The following is a 17,361-nucleotide window of genomic DNA, read 5'->3' on the forward strand; positions in this document are numbered from 1 at the left end:
ATGAAACAATACATGATGGTATTCAATGGCTAGAAAGACGCTCACCGGCACATTCAGGCTGGTGGGTAGCTTTATCCCCGGGATTATCCTGTATCATACCATCGGCCGCGATTTCTCTTTTGGGGGAGAGTTCGCGGCTTTTTTTGTGCTTCAGTTTCTGGCTCTTCTCTGGCTGACCTACAAAAGGCCTCTTGCGAGGCGTAGAAGCTGGGCTGGGTTAGCCGGGATATTGGCAGTAGCCGCTCTTTCATTTTGGGCCTGTTCTCTCAAAAATACCCCCGAAACCCTGCCAGTACCCGCTCTGCAAATTACGCATTACCAGATAACGCTGGTGAAAGCCGTGGCCCTGAAACCAAACTCGGTCAGTTCAGTGGGTAGGGTAGAGGCCGTGCGGGCCCAAGGCAAATGGTATCCCGCCAAAGGGCAGGTCGCTGTTTTCCTGCCCCGCTCACCGCAAGCTGATTCTCTCCGGTACGGACAAAGACTCCTGGTGCAGGGCACGCTTTCGCCGCCGGCCGCTCCCGCCAATCCCTTCCAGTTTGATTACCGGCGGTACCTGGCTTTGAAGCATATTCAATGGCAGGCGTATTTGCCTCAAAGTACCTGGCTGGCCATAGGCTATGCTCCGCCCAGTTATGTAGTCGCTTTGAGCCTGAAAATCAGAAAACAGCTCGAAAACGCCTTCCGGGAACACATCCATGCCAGGCGGGAAGAAACCATTGCCCATGCCTTGGTGCTGGGAGTGCAGGATGAGCTGGATGCCGCGCTGCGCAACGCTTACGCCCGTACCGGTACCATGCACGTGCTAGCGGTAAGCGGGCTGCACGTAGGTTTGCTGTACGGAGTCTTGCTGTTCTTTCTAAAACCGTTGCGGCGCGGCAAATCGAGTAAGCTGCTCATCTTTTTCCTGGTGGTGGGCGTGGTGTGGTTCTATGCCTTCGTGACGGGAATGTCGGCTTCGGTGCTGCGGTCGGTGTGCATGTTCTCCTTGGTGGAGTTGGGACTTTTGCTGCGGCGGCGGGCTTCCATTCTCAATACGCTGGCTGTGGTGGCGCTGGCGCTCCTCATCTACGAGCCCAATTTCCTGTATGATGTAGGTTTTCAATTGTCTTTTCTGGCCGTAGCAGGGATTGTGCTGCTGCAGCCACTTTTCCTTCAGTTTTGGAACTCTGAGAACCGTGCTGTGCGCCTGGTTTGGGAGTTGCTGGCTATTTCAGTGGCAGCGCAGTTGGCCACGTTCCCGCTGAGCCTTTATTATTTCCACCAGTTTCCGGTGTATTTCTGGCTTGCCAATCTGGTGGCGGTGCCGCTCACGTCCATCGGGTTGTACATTGGCGTGGCTTTTATGATGTTCTTCTGGGTGCCCGTGGTAAACGGCTGGATTGGGAAGCTGTTGGAGTGGACGTTGTGGATTCTTAACGAGGTGCTGCTCTGGCTGGAGCATTGGCCCAAGGCGGTGCTTGACGGCTTTGTGGTCACGCCGGGGCAGGTGCTGGCCTTGTACCTCCTGATCTTTGCGGCGGTGGTGTTTCTGATCCAGAAGAAGCTTTTCTGGTTGGCGGTCTGCGTGCTTTGCCTGGCTTTCGTCTCGGGTACGGAACTGGCCGAGGCCCATCGGCAGCGCCGCACGCGGGAGCTGGTCATCCACAGCGCTCGCAGGAGCAGCGTGGTGAGTGTGCTACAGGGCCGGCAGGTCGCTTTCCTAGCAGATTCTGCTTTCCTGGCGCAGCCCCAGTTGTTTTCATACCAGGTGCAGCCTTACTGGTGGGCAAGAGGCGTGCGCCAAACCCTTCCTTTTGCGGCTGATTTTACGAAAACAGACCTAAAACAGCCAATCTCTACCTATGAAACCCCTGAGGGGAACCGCCTGGTGGTCTGGCAGGGAAAACGCCTGCTGTGGCTGAAGAAAATGCCTAGGAACTTGGAGAACTCTTTGGTTTTGGATGCCTTGGTTTTGCAGCACAATGTGTGGTTTAACCTTCCCCGTTTGCAGCAGAATTTCGCTACCACCACCTTGATTCTGGACCAGACGAACAGCCGAAGGTACGTGGCCAGGAAAGCCAATGAACTCCGGGCCGCCGGGTACCGCGTGCACGTGCTGGAAGAAGACGGGGCATGGCAAATCAGGCTCTAAGTACAATCGATTTCAGGCTCTTTTTTTCAAAGCAGGCAAAGACCAGTTTATAGGTTGGTGTGCAGGCATTTCTACTAATTTTGGTTCCCCTTTTCTGCTGCTAAACGTATAATAAGGTTCTGGTATTTAAGTGTTTAGCATTCTGAGTCCTTCGCTAGGTGTAAGGTGTTGCTAACGTATTTAGCTTATAAGGTAAAGTGTTGAGAATAAAGAGGTTGCAAATGCTAAAAATATTTTAGTAAAAACTTGCAAGTAATTGATTATCAGTGTAATAAAATAGTGTTAAAATTAACCTGTTTGGCACTTTTAGAGAGGGAGGTCTGTTATCAATCTGTAACACAACAACGAATTAAATGCAGACGAAAATGAACCAAGCTAGTAACGAAGAGAAAGTGGTTAAGAAGAACAAAATCGAAAGTTTTGATATCTCCCGCTCTGATGAGACCATGCACTTGGCCGTTGATTTGGCGAAGTTCATTAAGGAGAATCGGCTGTATCAAAACATACAAGGCAAGGAGTACGTGAACGTGGAAGGCTGGCAGTACGCCGGTTCCCGTCTGGGTATTCTGCCCGTGGTAGATGAACTCACCAACATGAGCGATAGCACCGAGATCAAGTACCTGGCCAAGGTGAACCTGCTGAACCTGCGCACTGAGCAGATAGTAGGCGCCGGCTTCGCGATCTGCTCCAACAAAGAGCAGGGCCGCAAGTACTACCAGGAATACGCTATCGCCTCCATGGCGCAGACCAGAGCCATAGGCAAAGCCTACCGTAACATCTTAGCCTGGATCATCAGAGCCGCCGGGTATGAGCCAACTCCCGCTGAGGAGATGGACTACCAGGGCAACGTGACCGAGCAGAAAGTTGAGCAGCCAGCCAAGCCTGCTGCCCCTGCCAAGACCATGAAAGCCGTTCCGGCCGACGCGGTTCCGGTAGAACCAACTCCTGCCCCGGTTGTAGCCGCCGCTCCAGCTCCGGTAGCTGAGGAAGCCCCTGTGAAGTACGCCACCGCCAAGCAGAAGGAAGAAATCATCCGCCTGCTGAACAATCCGGTGATCACGCGTCAGGAGAAAACCAAAATGCTCCTGAACATCAACAAACTGGATGAGGAGCGTGCCAAACAGTCTATTGTGAAACTGAAGAAAGTAATTGAGGACCGCGAGCACGATCAATCTGCCGCTGCCTAAGTCCTTAAATAGAGTGAATGTATAGAAGCCCGGCCACATGGCCGGGTTTTCTGTTTTTAGACCGTTTAGGGGAAATCAGGCTAAAAGCATTATTCACCACCCCGCCCTGCGGGCACCCCTCCTAAATTAGGAGGGGAGTTTCTGGTAGCTCACCCTATAGCGCTTGCTCAAAAGACCTCGCAGCGTCCGGAGGTCCTGCGAGCGTCTCCGCCGATTACCGTTCCTGCCAGCGCCTGCATCCTCAGACAAATTCGTATTTTTGGGTGATCTATGGCAAATACATTAGACATTCTGCGGCAATATTGGGGACACGAGGCGTTCAGGCCAGGGCAGGAGGACATTATCAACTCGGTGCTGGCGGGGAATGACACGCTGGCCATTCTGCCCACCGGCGGCGGGAAATCAGTGTGTTTCCAGGTGCCGGCGCTGGCGCTTGGAGGCGTGTGCGTGGTGGTGTCGCCCTTGGTGGCGCTCATGAAAGACCAGGTGGAGAACCTCCGGAAGCGAGACATTTCGGCGGCGGCGCTGCACGCGGGTCAGCCGGAGCGGGAACGCGACATCATCCTGGACAATTGCGTGTTTGGTGGGGTGCAGTTCCTGTACGTATCGCCGGAGCGCCTGCAGACCGATCTGTTTCTGGAGCGGGTGAAACGCATGAATGTGACTTTGCTGGCCGTGGACGAGGCGCACTGTATCTCGCAGTGGGGCTATGATTTCCGGCCTCCCTATCTGGAGATTGCCAAGCTGCGCGAGTTGCTGCCCCAGGTGCCGGTGCTGGCTTTGACCGCCTCGGCTACCGAGGCCGTGAAAACCGATATCCAGGAGAAGCTCAGATTCAAGAACGGGCAGGTGTTTCAGCAGAGTTTCGCGCGGAAGAACCTGTCTTATTCCGTGCTGCCCACCGAGGACAAGGAAGGCCGCCTGCGCGAGATCCTGCAGAAGATGAACGGCACCTCCATTGTGTACGTGCGCAACCGCCGCCGTACCGAGGAGCTGGCCCAGTGGCTGCAGCGGCAGGGCATCAAAGCTACCGCTTACCACGCCGGCCTGCCGCACCAAACCCGCTCCAGCGCCCAAACCGATTGGCTCATGGACCGCGTGCGGGTGATCGTGGCCACCAATGCCTTCGGGATGGGAATTGACAAACCGGATGTACGCCTGGTGGTGCACCTGGACTTGCCAGATTCCCTGGAAGCCTATTACCAGGAAGCCGGTCGTGCCGGCCGTGACGGGAAGTACAGCTACGCCACCGTGTTACTGGGTCCCGAGGACGGAAGCCTTCTCCTGAAAAAGACCGAAGAAGCGTATCCGCCCATAGAGACCTTGAAGCGCGTGTACCAGGCACTGGCCAATTTCTACCAGCTGGCCACCGGCAGCGGCGCTTTCCAGTCGTTTGACTTTGATCTGGCGGAGTTCAGCCGCACGTATCAGCTCTCTCCGGTGGAGGTGCATTTTGCCCTGAAACAGCTGGAAACCGAGGGGTTGCTGCAGTTGAACGAGGGTTTCTACAGTCCGTCAAAGGTGAACTTCCTGCTCAACAACACGCAGTTGTATGAATTCCAGCTCCTGAATGAGAGCCTGGAGCCGGTGATCAAAGGGTTGCTGCGCCTTTACGGCGGCGAGATGTTCCGCGATTTCGTGAAAATATCGGAGAAAGGCCTGGCAAAGCATCTGGCGGTACCCGAGCAAACCATCAAGCAGCAACTGCAGCACCTGCACCAGCGCAAGGTTTTGGTCTATGAACCGCAACACGACGGTCCGCAGGTGCAGTTTACCCAGCCTCGGTTTGATGCCAGTTCGCTACCAATAGACCAGAAACGCTTGCTGCTTTTCAGGGAGCGGGCGCTGGAGAAAGCCAACTCGGTGATCAACTTCATGGAGAACAAAAAGCAGTGCCGCACCATCCAGATACTGGCCTATTTTGGCGAGGAGTCCACCACGGCTTGCCGCATCTGTGACTATTGCCTGGCCCAGAAAAAAAAGAAGAAGCTGGACGAGAACAAACTCCACATGGAAGCCCGCGTGCTCAGCCACCTGAAGGAGACGCCGCTTCATCCCAAATCCATTGCCATGCACTTCAGTTCCTCAGAGCAGGAGTTGCTGGGCGGCCTTATCCAGGAGATGCTGGAGAGTGGGGTAGTGGCTTATACCTCTGAGGGCAACCTGCAGCGTAAAGCGAAGTGATGTCTTTAGGTGAATAAATATGTTAAGTAATGGTTGGTTGTTTTAAGCTTGATTTTCCAGAAACAGCTTAAAACAGAAAGGGCGGCAAGATCACTTGCCGCCCTTTCTGTTTTATTCAAATAACCTGATTACGTCAAAGGAGTTTCTTCCATCTGAAGGGCAATCACGCCCGGAAGCTGTTTGCCTTCCATGTACTCCAGTAGCGCGCCGCCGCCGGTAGACACGTAGGAAACATCGTGGCTGTGGCCCATCTGGGTAACCGCCGCGGCAGAATCACCGCCCCCGATGAGGGAATAGGCGCCGTTTTTAGTAGCCTCAACCACCGCCTCGGCAATGGCTTTGGTTCCCGTGGCGAAGTTCTCAAACTCGAAAACACCCATCGGGCCGTTCCAAAGGATGGTTTTGGAATTGCGCACTACCTCAGAGAACTGTTCAATGGTGGCAGGTCCTATGTCCAGGCCCATCCAACCGTCTGGAATGGTGCCGCTGGCTACCACCTGCTTGTTGGCGTTGTTGTCAAAAGCATCGGCGATCACAGTGTCTGAAGGCAGGTAGAGTTTTACGCCTCTTTCCTCGGCTTTCTTCAGGAGCTCCAGGGTGAAATCCTGCTTGTCTTCTTCTAACAGGGAATTGCCTATGGTACCGCCCTGGGCTTTGGCAAAGGTGTAGCTCATGCCGCCGCCAATAATGAGGTTGTCTACGCGGTCCAGCAGCTGCTCAATCACCTGGATTTTATCAGAGATCTTGGCGCCGCCCATGATGGCGGTGTACGGACGGTCGGCGTAGCTGAGCACGCGCTGGGCGTTCTCCAGCTCGGCCTGCATCACAGAACCACACACTTTGTCGTGCGGGAAGTAGTCGGCCACGATGGCGGTGGAAGCATGGGCGCGGTGGGCCGTCCCGAAGGCATCGTTCACGTACACATCGCCCAGTAGGCTCAGTTTCTCCGCGAAGATCTGGTTGCCCTGCTCTTCCTCTTTGTGGAACCGCAGGTTCTCTACCAGCAGAATCTGGCCAGGCTGCAGGTTGCTGGCCATTTCCACGGCTTCACTGCCAATACAATCTTGGGCGAACTGAATGGGCATCTGGAAGACTTCCTCCAGAGGTTTGAGCAGGTGCTTCAACGAATATTTCTCCTCCGGGCCGCCTTTGGGTCTGCCCAGGTGAGACATCAGCACCACCGAGCCGCCATCATTGAGGATTTTCTTGATGGTAGGCACCGCCGCCCTGATGCGGGTGTCATCGGTGATTTCAAAATTGCTGTTCAGAGGTACGTTAAAGTCTACCCGCACCAAGGCCCGCTTGCCCTGGAAATTGTATTGGTCAATGGTTATCATAGTCTGGTAAAGGTTTGATTGTAGCTACGGATTCCCGCCGAAACAGGTCGGGGCAAATATAGTAATTCTATTTTTCTTTGCGCTGTTGCCCTCTATTGAGGAAGAAACCGGGTTGATGCCTCCGTTTCAGGCCTGTTTTACGGAAAAAGGCACAAAAAGGAGAAATGCCGTTCAGGTAGGTGTAAATGTATCCTTCCCGGAAATGGCTTGGTACAGCGTTTCCATTTTCTAGAATTTAATGACGAGCTTCCCGATGGTGGTGCCGGATTCCAACTGGGCATGGGCCTTTTTGAGGTTCTCGGCCGTGAGGCCATGCAGGGTCTGGGTAAGGGTGCCTTGCAGAACGCCCTGGTCCAGCAGGTCAGCTACTTGGTTCAGGATGTGGTGCTGTTCTACCATGTCCTCGGTCTGGAAGGTGGAGCGCGTGTACATCAGTTCCCAGGAGAAGGTCACGCTCTTGCCTTTGATTTTGTTCAATGCAATAGGGGTGGCGCTGCCGGTAATGGAGGCAATGTGGCCCTGCGGCTTAATGAGATCGGCCATGACGTCCCAGTACTGGTTTGTGTCCACGAAATCCACGATGTAGTCTACGTAGTGGAATCCGGCTTTTCTCACTTCCTCTGTTAGGTTGCGGTGGTTCACCACGTAATCGGCACCCATTTTCTGGCACCATTCAATGGTCTCAGGTCTGGAGGCTGTGGCAATGACGGTGAGTCCCAGCAGTTTCTTGGCCATCTGGATGGCAATGGAACCTACACCGCCCGCGCCACCAATAATGAGCAGGGTTTTGTTCTGGTCCCGCTCACGGGAAAGCCGCATGCGGTCAAAGAAGATTTCCCAGGCGGTTAAAGCGGTCAACGGAATAGCTGCGGCGGCTTCATCTGATAAGGTGCTTGGTTTTTTGCCCACAATGCGCTCGTCTATCAACTGGTACTCAGCGTTGCTGCCTGGCTTGGTGATGTCGCCGGCGTAGTATACTTCATCACCCTCCCGGAACAAAGTCACCGCCTCGCCCACAGCTTCTACCACGCCCACGGCATCCCAACCAATGACCTTAGGCTGGTCTAAAACGGTATCCTTGGCAGAATTCTGCCTGATCTTGAAGTCTACCGGGTTCACCGAGACGGCCCTTACTTTCACCAGTAACTCGTGGCCGCTTGGGGTGGGTTTGTCTATTTCAACATCAATAAAACTGTTGGGGTCTGAAATGGGGAGAGAGGTTATAAATCCTACTGCTTTCATAGTTTGAATGGTTTAAGAATAGGGGCACGTTGTCTGGTGCCAACGCTCCCGTTGCTTTTGAAAAGCTAACTTAGCGCTTTTTTGGTTTATGAAATTGTTACCTAAAAGGCTGGTTAAAATTTCTAAATTTCAACCTTTCACACCTGGGTTAAGAAGGTTCATAGCGATTAACTTTTATTTTACCGAATTTAAGAGGGACAGTACTTGCCTAACTTAAATGCCTGCTATACCTTTACGCGCAGATGTTAAAGGCTTTCTTCAAATATCTTCTGTGTCTGGGTATTCTCCTGTTGGGAGTATACGGCTACCTGTCTGCCCATACCTATAAGGAAAGCACTTTCTTTTCTCCCGTAAGAATCTTAACCGGGGTACAACATGCCGGCATTGTCGGTATCCAGCATTCCAGTGATATTCACCTAAAGGCTACCAAACTTGACGTAGCCAGTGGGCATGACAAGATCTCTCCCTCTGAAACTGAGGTAGAGGATGACAAACTTGTTTCTCCCCAACAGAATCTTGGTAGCAGCTACTTTCTTGCTGCAGTTTACGCCGGCGCCTTAGCCTTCCTTTTAAGATACCTGCAACAAATCTTACACACTTGTAAGCAGATTGCATTCTTTTCCTGTCACAGGTGGTATCTCCTGTTCCGGGTTTTCCGGATTTGATTTCCAATTCTCTGAGGTAATTACCCATTACCGCTCACTTCCTTAGTTGCCATTCACCAGCTAGCAGGATGCTTCCTGGCGGCACAAGTGTAAGTACACATTTTAAAAAGTTTATGGACTGCGTATTCTGCTCCTGCAGCAAACGCGCAAACACCCAGACGGGCGATATCCATTGCCTGTGTTATTCCTGAAAAATCCTTTCTGATAAGTGCCTTACCCGCGGGTTGCTGCGGGCAGGCACGGGTGTATCTGCGATACACTTCTTAGGAGAAATCATCAACCAACCCTTTTACAATAATTCCAAAACAGTATGAAGAGAATTTTCATGCTCGTGGGCTTGTGTGCCTTATTGTGGCAGACGGGCTGCCAGTCAGAGAAAGTAGAGAAAGAAGAGGAGACTAGCTTTTTAGTCACCAGTCCTCTGGCAAAAGACACCTTGATTACCAAGGAATACGTGAGCCAAATCCGCTCCATCAGCCACATTGAAGTTAGGGCCTTGGAAAAAGGCTACCTGCAGAAAATCTTTGTGGACGAAGGACAGCACGTGAAAAAGGGACAGCTCATGTTCCAGATCATGCCGGTGATGTACCAGGCCGAGTTGCAGAAAGCCCAGGCCGAAGCCAGTTTCGCGGAGATTGAGTACCAGAACACCAAAAAGCTGGCCTCCAACAACGTGGTGGCACCCGGTGAATTGGCCATGGCGAAGGCCAAACTGAACAAGGCCAAAGCCGAGGTGAGCCTGGCCCAGGTGCATCTGGGATTCACCCAGATCAGAGCCCCGTTTGACGGCATCATGGACCACTTTCAAGTACGGTTGGGTAGTCTGGTAGACGAGGGCGATCTGCTGACCACCCTTTCAGACAACAGCCAGATGTGGGTGTACTTCAACGTGCCCGAGGCCGAATACCTGGATTATAAAACGAGCCAGCACAGTGAGAACCAGACCCAGGTTAAGCTTGAAATGGCCAACCGCCAGGTGTTTGACTACGCCGGTGTGGTGCAAACCATAGAGGCTGACTTCAACAACGAGACCGGGAACATTGCGTTCCGGGCCACCTTCCCTAACCCTAAAGGCCTGCTGCGCCACGGCGAGACCGGCAACATCCTCATGGAAGTGCCCATGAAGAACGCCCTGCTCATTCCGCAGAAAGCCACCTTTGAGGTCCTGGACAAGAAGTACGTCTATGTGCTGGACAAAAACAACGTGCTGCGCTCACGCGAAATCACCGTTGCCGCCGAGTTGCCGCACATCTATGTGGTGCAGAAAGGTTTGTCAGCCAATGACAAGATCCTGCTGGAAGGTTTGCGTTTAGTGCGCGAAAACGAAAAAATACACTCAAAATACGTGGAGCCTAAAACTGTCCTATCTCAGCTGAATTTGTATGCTGAGTAAGCGGGTATCCTAAAAACCAGAAGACATGTTTAGCAAGTTCATACGCAGACCCGTATTCGCTATCGTAATATCGGTCATGATCGTTTTTGTGGGTGGCTTGGCCATCCGGAAACTGCCTATTTCCCAGTTCCCGGACATTGCACCCACCACCGTCAATATCTTTATCGCTTACCCCGGCTCCAGTGCCGATGTGCTGGTCAAATCCACCCTGATTTCTCTGGAACAGGCCATAAACGGGGTGGAAGGCATGCGCTACATCGCTACGGATGCCACCAGTGCCGGTGAGGCTACCCTTAGGATTATCTTCGAGCCCGGCACCGACCCCAATGATGCGGTGGTGCGGGTGAAAACCAGGGTAGATCAGGTGATGCCGCTCCTCCCGGAATTGGTACAGCGCGAAGGGGTGGTAATTACCCCGGTGCAGCCCAGTATGTTGATGTACGTCAACCTCTACTCCAAGAATGAGAGCATGGACGAGAAGTTCCTGTTCAACTACGCCACCGTGAAGATGATCCCCGAGATCCAGCGGATCAAAGGGGTAGCCAGGGCCCAGATCCTGGGTAGCCGCCGCTATGCCATGCGTGTTTGGCTGAACCCAGACCGGATGCGGGCCTACAACATCTCCGTGGAGGAAGTGATGAAAGCCCTGGGTGAGCAAAGCATCATCGGCCGTCCGGGCCGCATTGGGCAAAGCTCCGGTATTGCCGCACAGTCACTGGAATATGTGCTCACCTACAAAGGCCGGTACAACAAACCAGAGGAGTATGAAAACGTCATCATCCGGGCCAACTCCCAGGGCGAAAGCATCCTCCTGAGGGATATTGCCAAAGTAGAGCTGGGCAGTGAATTCTTCGATATATACTCCAACCTGGACGGTCACCCATCCGCGGCGATTGTCTTGAAGCAGAACTACGGCAGCAACGCCAGCAATGTGATTGCCGATGTGAAAGCCCAGCTGGAGGAAATGAAACCCTACTTCCCTCCGGGAATGGATTACAAAATCAGCTATGACGTTTCCAAGTTCCTGGATGCCTCAATTGAACAGGTGGTGCATACCCTGCGTGACGCTTTCATTCTGGTAGCCATTGTAGTGTTCATCTTCCTGGGCGATTGGCGTTCTACTTTGATTCCTATCCTTGCGGTGCCAGTATCCTTAATTGGAGCGTTCTTCGTGATTCAGTTCTTCGGGCTATCCATTAACCTGGTGACGCTCTTTGCCTTGGTATTGGCCATTGGTATTGTGGTGGATGACGCCATTGTGGTAGTGGAAGCCGTCCACGCCAAGATGGAGGAAGAGCCGCATCTATCGCCGTTTAGTGCGGTGAAGAAAGTGCTGGGCGAAATTAGCGGTGCGATCATCGCCATCACGGCGGTAATGGTGTCTGTGTTCCTGCCTATCTCCTTTATGACCGGTCCGGTGGGTACGTTCTACCGGCAGTTCTCCATCACCATGGCCAGCTCTATTGTAATCTCGGCGCTGATTGCGCTCACGCTTACGCCGGTGCTGTGCGCCATGCTATTGAAAAACCACCACGGGCACGCCAAAAAGAGCAATGTCTTTACCAGAGCCCTGGACAGTTTTAACCGTGGTTTTGATAAAATGACCGGAAAATACGTGGGCTTATTGAAGTCCATCGTGAGCAGAAGATGGCTTACGTTTGGGGTGTTGCTGGCCTTCTGCGCCGGTATCTTCATCGAGAACCAGATGGTGCCATCGGGTTTCATCCCGAACGAAGACCAAAGCACCATTTACGCCATCATCCAGACGCCTCCGGGTTCCACACTGGAGAAAACAAACCAGGTCTCTCAGAAGCTGCAGAAAGTCTGCGAGGAGATTGACGGGGTAGAATCGGTGTCTTCTTTGGCCGGTTACGAGATCATGACCGAAGGACGCGGTTCTAACGCGGGTACCTGTTTGATCAACCTGAAAGACTGGTCAGACCGCAAGCACACCGTGAAAGAGATCATGGAAGAGCTGGAGGAGAAATCCAAAGGACTGGGCGCGGTGATTGAGTTCTTTGAGCCACCCGCAATCCCGGGCTTCGGTTCTTCCGGCGGTTTCTCCATGCGTTTGCTGGACAAAAAATCGGATACCGATTACCACGAGTTCGATAAGATCAACCAGGAGTTCATGGACAACCTACGCAAGCGACCTGAGCTTTCGGGTCTGTTCACCTTCTTCGCGGCCAATTATCCGCAGTACGAACTGGAGATTGACAACAACAAGGCCATGCAAAAGGGTGTGTCTATTGGCCGAGCCATGGATAACCTCAACATCTTGATTGGTTCTACTTATGAGCAGGGCTTCACCAAGTTCAACCAGTTCTTCAAAGTGTACGTGCAGTCAGACCCCAAATTCAGAAGACTTCCGTCTGACCTGTTGAATCTGTATGTGAAGAACGAGGCGGGGGAAATGGTGCCTTACTCGGCGTTCATGAAGCTGAAAAAGTCGCAGGGACCCAATGAGATCACCCGTTTCAACATGTACAACTCGGCCTCCATCCAAGGACAACCGGCCAAGGGCTATACCACCGCCGATGCCATCCGCGCCATCCAGGAGGTAGCCGCTAAGTCTCTGCCTAAGGGCTATGATATTGCCTGGGAAGGTCTGTCTTACGATGAGTCTATCCGGGGAAACGAGTCTATCTACGTCTTCGCGATTGTGGTGGCCTTCGTTTACTTCGTGTTGGCTGCGCAGTACGAGAGCTTTATCATTCCGTTGGCGGTGGTGTTCTCGCTGCCGGTAGGGGTGTTCGGGTCGTTCATGGTGCTGCAGATGATGGGGCTGGAAAACAACATCTACGCGCAGATCGGGCTTATCATGCTGGTGGGGCTTTTGGGTAAAAACGCGGTGTTGATTGTGGAGTTTGCCGTGCTCAAGCGACAGCAGGGTTACTCAATTCTGGAGGCCGCCATTGAAGGCGCCAAAGTGCGTTTCCGGCCTATTTTGATGACTTCGTTCGCTTTCATAGCCGGTTTGATTCCGTTGGTAATTGCAACCGGCGCCGGGGCCATCGGGAACCGGACCATTGGGGCTTCTGCCATGGGCGGGATGCTGTTCGGTACCATTTTCGGGGTGATTATCGTGCCGGGCTTGTACTACATCTTCGCCAAAATGGCCGATGGTCGTCACCTGATCAAAGACGAAGAAGAAAGTCCTTTAACGGAAGACTACGTGCATGCCATTGACAGTTTTCCCCAACCTTTAGAAACCGAAATCAATGCTCACTAAAAGAATAAGGAATTGGTTTGGGATCACGTTGGTAGCCCTTACCTATACCGCCTGCAGCGTACCCACGCTGGTGCAGAAATCAGAAAACAGAACAGTACCTGCGAGTTTCAACAACTCGCAGGATACTACCAACACCGCCCAAGCCAAGTGGAAGGACTTCTTCACCGATCCTAACCTGGCCTCGCTCATTGACACTGCTCTGCACAACAACCAGGAGCTGAACATCACCTTGCAGGAAATTGAGATTACCAGAAATGAGGTAAGAGCCAGAAAAGGGGAGTACCTGCCCTCGGTGGGCTTGCGGGCTGGAGCAGGCGTAGACAAAGTGGCCCGGTTCACCAACATCGGGGCGCTGGAAGCCACCACCGACATTGAGCCCGGAAGAGAGATGCCGGAGCCGTTGCAGGATTACCTGGTGGGCGCCTTTGCAACCTGGGAGGTAGATGTTTGGCATAAACTGCGCAACGCCAAGAAAGCAGCCGTAAACCGGTACCTCTCCTCGGTAGAAGGACGGAACTTCATGCAGACGAACCTCATTTCTGAGATCGCGAACTCCTATTATGAGCTGCTGGCCCTGGACAACCAACTGGCCATTGTGAAGCAGAACATAGAGATCCAGAGCAACGCCCTCAGAATTGTGAAACTGCAGAAAGAAGCCGCCCGGGTGACCGAGTTGCCGGTGCGAAGGTTCCAGGCTCAGGTATTGAACACACAAAGTCTGCAATACGAGATTCAGCAGAAGATCACCGAGACCGAGAACCGCATCAATTTCCTGGTAGGCCGGTTCCCGCAGCCGGTGCAACGGAATACCCAGGATTTTGCCAGCTTAACGCCTAAGGTTGTGAATGCCGGAGTTCCGGCGCAGCTACTTGCCAACCGGCCAGACATCAGGCAAGCCGAACTGGATTTGGCGGCGGCTAAACTGGATGTACAGGTAGCCAGAGCCAGGTTTTATCCATCCGTTGGAATCTCGGCAGGGGTAGGTTTACAGGCCTTTAATCCAACCTTTCTGCTGAAACCTGAGTCCATGCTGTTGTCCCTGGCCGGCGATGTTGCCGCGCCGTTGGTGAATAGAAATGGCATTAAGGCCGTTTACGCCAGCGCCAATGCCCGGCAAATCCAGGCGGTTTACAACTACGAGCGCACTATCCTGAACGCTTACGTGGAAGTAGCGAACCAGCTTGCCAAGATCAGCAACCTGGAGAAAAGCTATAACTTGAAGTCCAGGGAAGTGGAGGCGCTTACCCAATCCATTGATATCTCAAACACCCTGTTCAATTCTGCCCGGGCAGATTACATGGAAGTGCTCCTGACCCAGCGCGATGCCCTGGAGTCTAGGTTTGACCTGGTTGAAACCAAAATGCACCAAATGAATGCCATGGTAAATGTGTACAGGGCGTTGGGCGGCGGTTGGGCTCAATAAGGAAGTACACAAAAGACCAGATTTGTTTTGAGGCCAGTTTTGAAAAAAGGAAGCCCCTTTCACAAGGTAGTGAAAGGGGCTTCCTTTTTATTTTTTCATCTGACTCAGGAAATAGTTTGTCCAAATCAAATGAGGATTAAGGGGCTTGTTAGAATTACGGCTTAGGTTTGGTTAAGGCATCAAGGCAGGAAAGGGTTTGCAAAACAAGCTGATTCCTATTACCTTAATACTGGGCTAAGGCCTTAATAGCCATGATTGTACCTAAAGCGGCAGTTGGTTTACCACCTAAAATTAGCTATTCTGATTCTGGGCTGTTTTTGGTAAATAAAGCAAAACCCGGATTTCCTGATCCGACAAAGGAATTACCGGCCTTATCCTAAGCCTCCCCAAGGTATTTACCTCCAATACCTGATCACGTGAAAAGTTTGCTAAATCCTGCTTTTTAGTATTTAAAAACTAGTCACATGTTTCAAACCACAGAACAAATCAACCCCAACAAAGCCTTATGGGAAAAAGGCGATTTCACCCAACTAGCCGAAACCATGCGCGAAAGCGGGGCGGCTTTGGTAGACAAACTGGGCATTAAAAAAGGCATGCGCGTGCTGGACCTTGGCTGCGGAGATGGAACCACAGCTTTGCCAGAAGCAAGGTTAGGCGCTAACGTATTAGGCGTTGACATTGCCCGTAACCTGGTAGCCGCCGGGAACAAACGGGCAAAAGCCGAGGGACTCACCAACTGTACTTTTCAGGAGGGAGATGCAACTGATTTGCATGACCTGCAGGACCACACCTTTGACCTAGTGGTCAGCATTTTCGGGGCGATGTTCGCTCCCCGGCCATATGACGTAGCGCGGGAGATGGTCAGGGTTACCAAGCCAGGAGGGAGGATTGTCATGGGAAACTGGATTCCTGGCGACCCTACGTTGGTAGCGCAAATTCTGAGAATCAGTTCTGCCTACACCCCGCCTCCGCCCGAAGGATTTGTAAGTCCCATGCTGTGGGGCCAGGAAGATCAGGTCATTGAACGTTTCGGGAAAGCAGGCATACCAAAGGAAAACATCTCTTTTACCAGGGACACTTTTACTTTTGCAGCCCCATATCCGCCCTCAGAGTTCCTGGGGAAATTCAGGGATTACTACGGCCCCACCATGAATGCCTTTGAAGCCGCACAAAAGAATGGAAAAGCCCAGGACCTGCAGCGTGATTTAGAAGAACTGTTCAAAAGCCAGAACAAAAGCACCTCTGAGAACAGTACCTCTATTCCGGCTACTTACTTAAGGGTTACGGTGCAATGCTAAGTTAACAGGCTGTTCGACCTGTTTTCAAGCCGTTTTAAAGAAAATTACCCAAAGCAACCATGTAAACGGCGGCAAGTTCGTTGGCCATAGCTGCCGTTTACATGGTTGCTTTATTCTTTAGCTCCATCTGGTACAAGTCAAAATTTGGGGCCCAGAAATCCTTTTCCACCTTGGTTAGGGTGAATCCCATCTTTTCATAAAACCTGTAAACCAATTGGGTGGTTCTTACCACTATCAACTCAATCAATTTATTATTTTTAAGGTGGTTGATCCTGTGTTCGGTTAGCTTTTTGCCAATGCCTTTCCCATGCAGATCAGGCTTAATGATGTCCCAAGAGATACGCGCAGTTCTTTCCTCGGGGAAATAGTTGATGCCACCTGCTCCAATGATCTCAGCATCTTCTTCCACCACAAAGTAATCCTCCACTTCATGGTCCAGGTAATGCTCCAAATCCTTCTGCTCTGTAGGGTGGAAAAACTCAGGTGTGTTCAACTGTAGAAGGTTAATCACCGAAGCTTTGTCTGCTGTTTTATAGGTTCTTATTTTCACGTTTCTTTAAAACTTATGCACACGGTCTCATATAAACGACGGCGTGGCCGTCTGCCGGTGCTGACGTTTACACATTGATAGCAGCTGCTTTCTTTATACTTTTAGCCAATACTTTATTTTAGGAGCATTAGTAGGAGGATTCTCAAACTCTGAAATATTCTCAACATTATCGAATATCTCGTTCACAAGCATGTTAACAATATTCTCAGACAAGTAAATAATATCGGTTCCGTACATAGACAAAATAGGACAAGTCGGTTCGTCCACTAGCATGAATCTATGCCCGCTGATTGGAAATATTCTTGAGATTCCTGCTTGGAGCATTGTTTCTTGTTCAATGTGGTTCTCTTCATAAATCCACGCAATCATCTCTTTGATTTGAGGTAAGTTCTCTGGGTAGGAATAGTAAATTGGCTGATATTTAGGTTCACCTTTGTTGCTACCCGAGACATTAATTCCAGGTTTGTCCAACCCATTCATAGTGAGGTAGAAGTTAATTAACGGGAGAGGAAACGTTAACCCCATTTCCTTCTCAAAATCTTTTATCTGTTCCTCTGTTAATCCTTCCTTCCACTTTGTCCCTTTCTGGACTTGGTAGCCGTATACGCCAGGATTGATGTCAGTTTCAGACCAATACTTCCCACTCTCAACCTTTATAGCCATGAAGGTTTCAATATTTTCCAAAGAGGTTGGCAGCTTAATCATTTCAAAAGAAG

Annotated in this window: 11 protein-coding genes; 7 read left to right on the forward strand and 4 right to left on the reverse strand. The window is 51.7% G+C overall.

The annotated features are described in order from the left end of the window. Nucleotides 1–25: 25 nt before the first annotated feature. The 3 genes from J3P35_RS09485 (at nt 26) to J3P35_RS09495 (ending at nt 5,505) form a co-directional block, all read left to right on the forward strand. On the forward strand, nt 26–2,134 hold the full coding sequence (locus J3P35_RS09485) for a ComEC/Rec2 family competence protein (RefSeq protein WP_210464314.1): 2,109 nt from the start codon (nt 26–28) through the stop codon (nt 2,132–2,134). A 365-nt stretch (nt 2,135–2,499) separates the two neighbouring features. Further along, nucleotides 2,500–3,321, forward strand: a complete 822-nt coding sequence (locus J3P35_RS09490) for a hypothetical protein (RefSeq protein WP_210464316.1) — start codon at nt 2,500–2,502, stop codon at nt 3,319–3,321. Nucleotides 3,322–3,591: 270 nt separating this feature from the next. Beyond that, nucleotides 3,592–5,505 carry a RecQ family ATP-dependent DNA helicase gene (locus tag J3P35_RS09495; protein WP_210464318.1) on the forward strand — a complete coding sequence of 638 codons (1,914 nt, stop codon included), beginning with the start codon at nt 3,592–3,594 and terminating at the stop codon, nt 5,503–5,505. A 128-nt stretch (nt 5,506–5,633) separates the two neighbouring features. Here the strand turns inward: J3P35_RS09495 and J3P35_RS09500 are convergent, their stop codons facing one another. After that, nucleotides 5,634–6,842 carry a phosphoglycerate kinase gene (locus J3P35_RS09500; RefSeq protein ID WP_210464320.1) on the reverse strand — a complete coding sequence of 403 codons (1,209 nt, stop codon included), beginning with the start codon at nt 6,840–6,842 and terminating at the stop codon, nt 5,634–5,636. Nucleotides 6,843–7,070: 228 nt separating this feature from the next. Beyond that, the gene (locus tag J3P35_RS09505; RefSeq protein ID WP_210464322.1) at nt 7,071–8,084 is read right to left on the reverse strand and encodes a zinc-binding alcohol dehydrogenase family protein; all 1,014 of its coding nucleotides are present in this window, start codon (nt 8,082–8,084) and stop codon (nt 7,071–7,073) included. Between the two features lie 975 nt (nt 8,085–9,059). Between J3P35_RS09505 and J3P35_RS09510 the strand changes: the two genes are divergently transcribed. The 4 genes from J3P35_RS09510 to J3P35_RS09525 all read left to right on the forward strand — a co-directional run bounded on the left by J3P35_RS09510 (nt 9,060) and on the right by J3P35_RS09525 (nt 16,095). Next, a complete protein-coding gene (locus J3P35_RS09510; protein ID WP_210464325.1) occupies nt 9,060–10,142 on the forward strand; it encodes an efflux RND transporter periplasmic adaptor subunit in 1,083 nt (360 codons plus the stop codon). Between the two features lie 25 nt (nt 10,143–10,167). Continuing rightward, the gene (locus tag J3P35_RS09515) at nt 10,168–13,374 is read left to right on the forward strand and encodes an efflux RND transporter permease subunit (RefSeq protein WP_210464327.1); all 3,207 of its coding nucleotides are present in this window, start codon (nt 10,168–10,170) and stop codon (nt 13,372–13,374) included. Then, nucleotides 13,364–14,797, forward strand: coding sequence for a TolC family protein (locus J3P35_RS09520; RefSeq protein WP_210464329.1), 1,434 nt, complete (start codon nt 13,364–13,366; stop codon nt 14,795–14,797). The genes J3P35_RS09515 and J3P35_RS09520 overlap by 11 nt, the downstream gene beginning before the upstream one ends. 464 nt (nt 14,798–15,261) lie before the next feature. Continuing rightward, nucleotides 15,262–16,095: a class I SAM-dependent methyltransferase gene (locus tag J3P35_RS09525; RefSeq protein ID WP_246850134.1), complete on the forward strand. Its 834-nt coding sequence runs from the start codon at nt 15,262–15,264 to the stop codon at nt 16,093–16,095. A 97-nt stretch (nt 16,096–16,192) separates the two neighbouring features. On the opposite strand, the gene J3P35_RS09530 is transcribed toward J3P35_RS09525, so the two are convergent. Continuing rightward, nucleotides 16,193–16,645, reverse strand: coding sequence for a GNAT family N-acetyltransferase (locus J3P35_RS09530; RefSeq protein ID WP_210464331.1), 453 nt, complete (start codon nt 16,643–16,645; stop codon nt 16,193–16,195). A gap of 93 nt (nt 16,646–16,738) precedes the next feature. Further along, on the reverse strand, nt 16,739–17,329 hold the full coding sequence (locus J3P35_RS09535; RefSeq protein WP_210464333.1) for an SMI1/KNR4 family protein: 591 nt from the start codon (nt 17,327–17,329) through the stop codon (nt 16,739–16,741). Between the last annotated feature and the right edge of the window lie 32 nt (nt 17,330–17,361).

Origin of the sequence: Rufibacter roseolus (genome assembly GCF_017916365.1) — a bacterium.
Taxonomy (GTDB): Bacteria; Bacteroidota; Bacteroidia; order Cytophagales; family Hymenobacteraceae; genus Nibribacter; species Nibribacter roseolus.

Bases quoted from the DNA above. Each gene is read 5' to 3' on its own strand.
- J3P35_RS09485 (WP_210464314.1), top strand. From the start codon at position 26: ATGGCTAGAAAGACGCTCACCGGCACATTCAGGCTGGTGGGTAGCTTT.
- J3P35_RS09490 (WP_210464316.1), top strand. From the start codon at position 2,500: ATGAACCAAGCTAGTAACGAAGAGAAAGTGGTTAAGAAGAACAAAATC.
- J3P35_RS09495 (WP_210464318.1), top strand. From the start codon at position 3,592: ATGGCAAATACATTAGACATTCTGCGGCAATATTGGGGACACGAGGCG.
- J3P35_RS09500 (WP_210464320.1), bottom strand. From the start codon at position 6,842: ATGATAACCATTGACCAATACAATTTCCAGGGCAAGCGGGCCTTGGTG.
- J3P35_RS09505 (WP_210464322.1), bottom strand. From the start codon at position 8,084: ATGAAAGCAGTAGGATTTATAACCTCTCTCCCCATTTCAGACCCCAAC.
- J3P35_RS09510 (WP_210464325.1), top strand. From the start codon at position 9,060: ATGAAGAGAATTTTCATGCTCGTGGGCTTGTGTGCCTTATTGTGGCAG.
- J3P35_RS09515 (WP_210464327.1), top strand. From the start codon at position 10,168: ATGTTTAGCAAGTTCATACGCAGACCCGTATTCGCTATCGTAATATCG.
- J3P35_RS09520 (WP_210464329.1), top strand. From the start codon at position 13,364: ATGCTCACTAAAAGAATAAGGAATTGGTTTGGGATCACGTTGGTAGCC.
- J3P35_RS09525 (WP_246850134.1), top strand. From the start codon at position 15,262: ATGTTTCAAACCACAGAACAAATCAACCCCAACAAAGCCTTATGGGAA.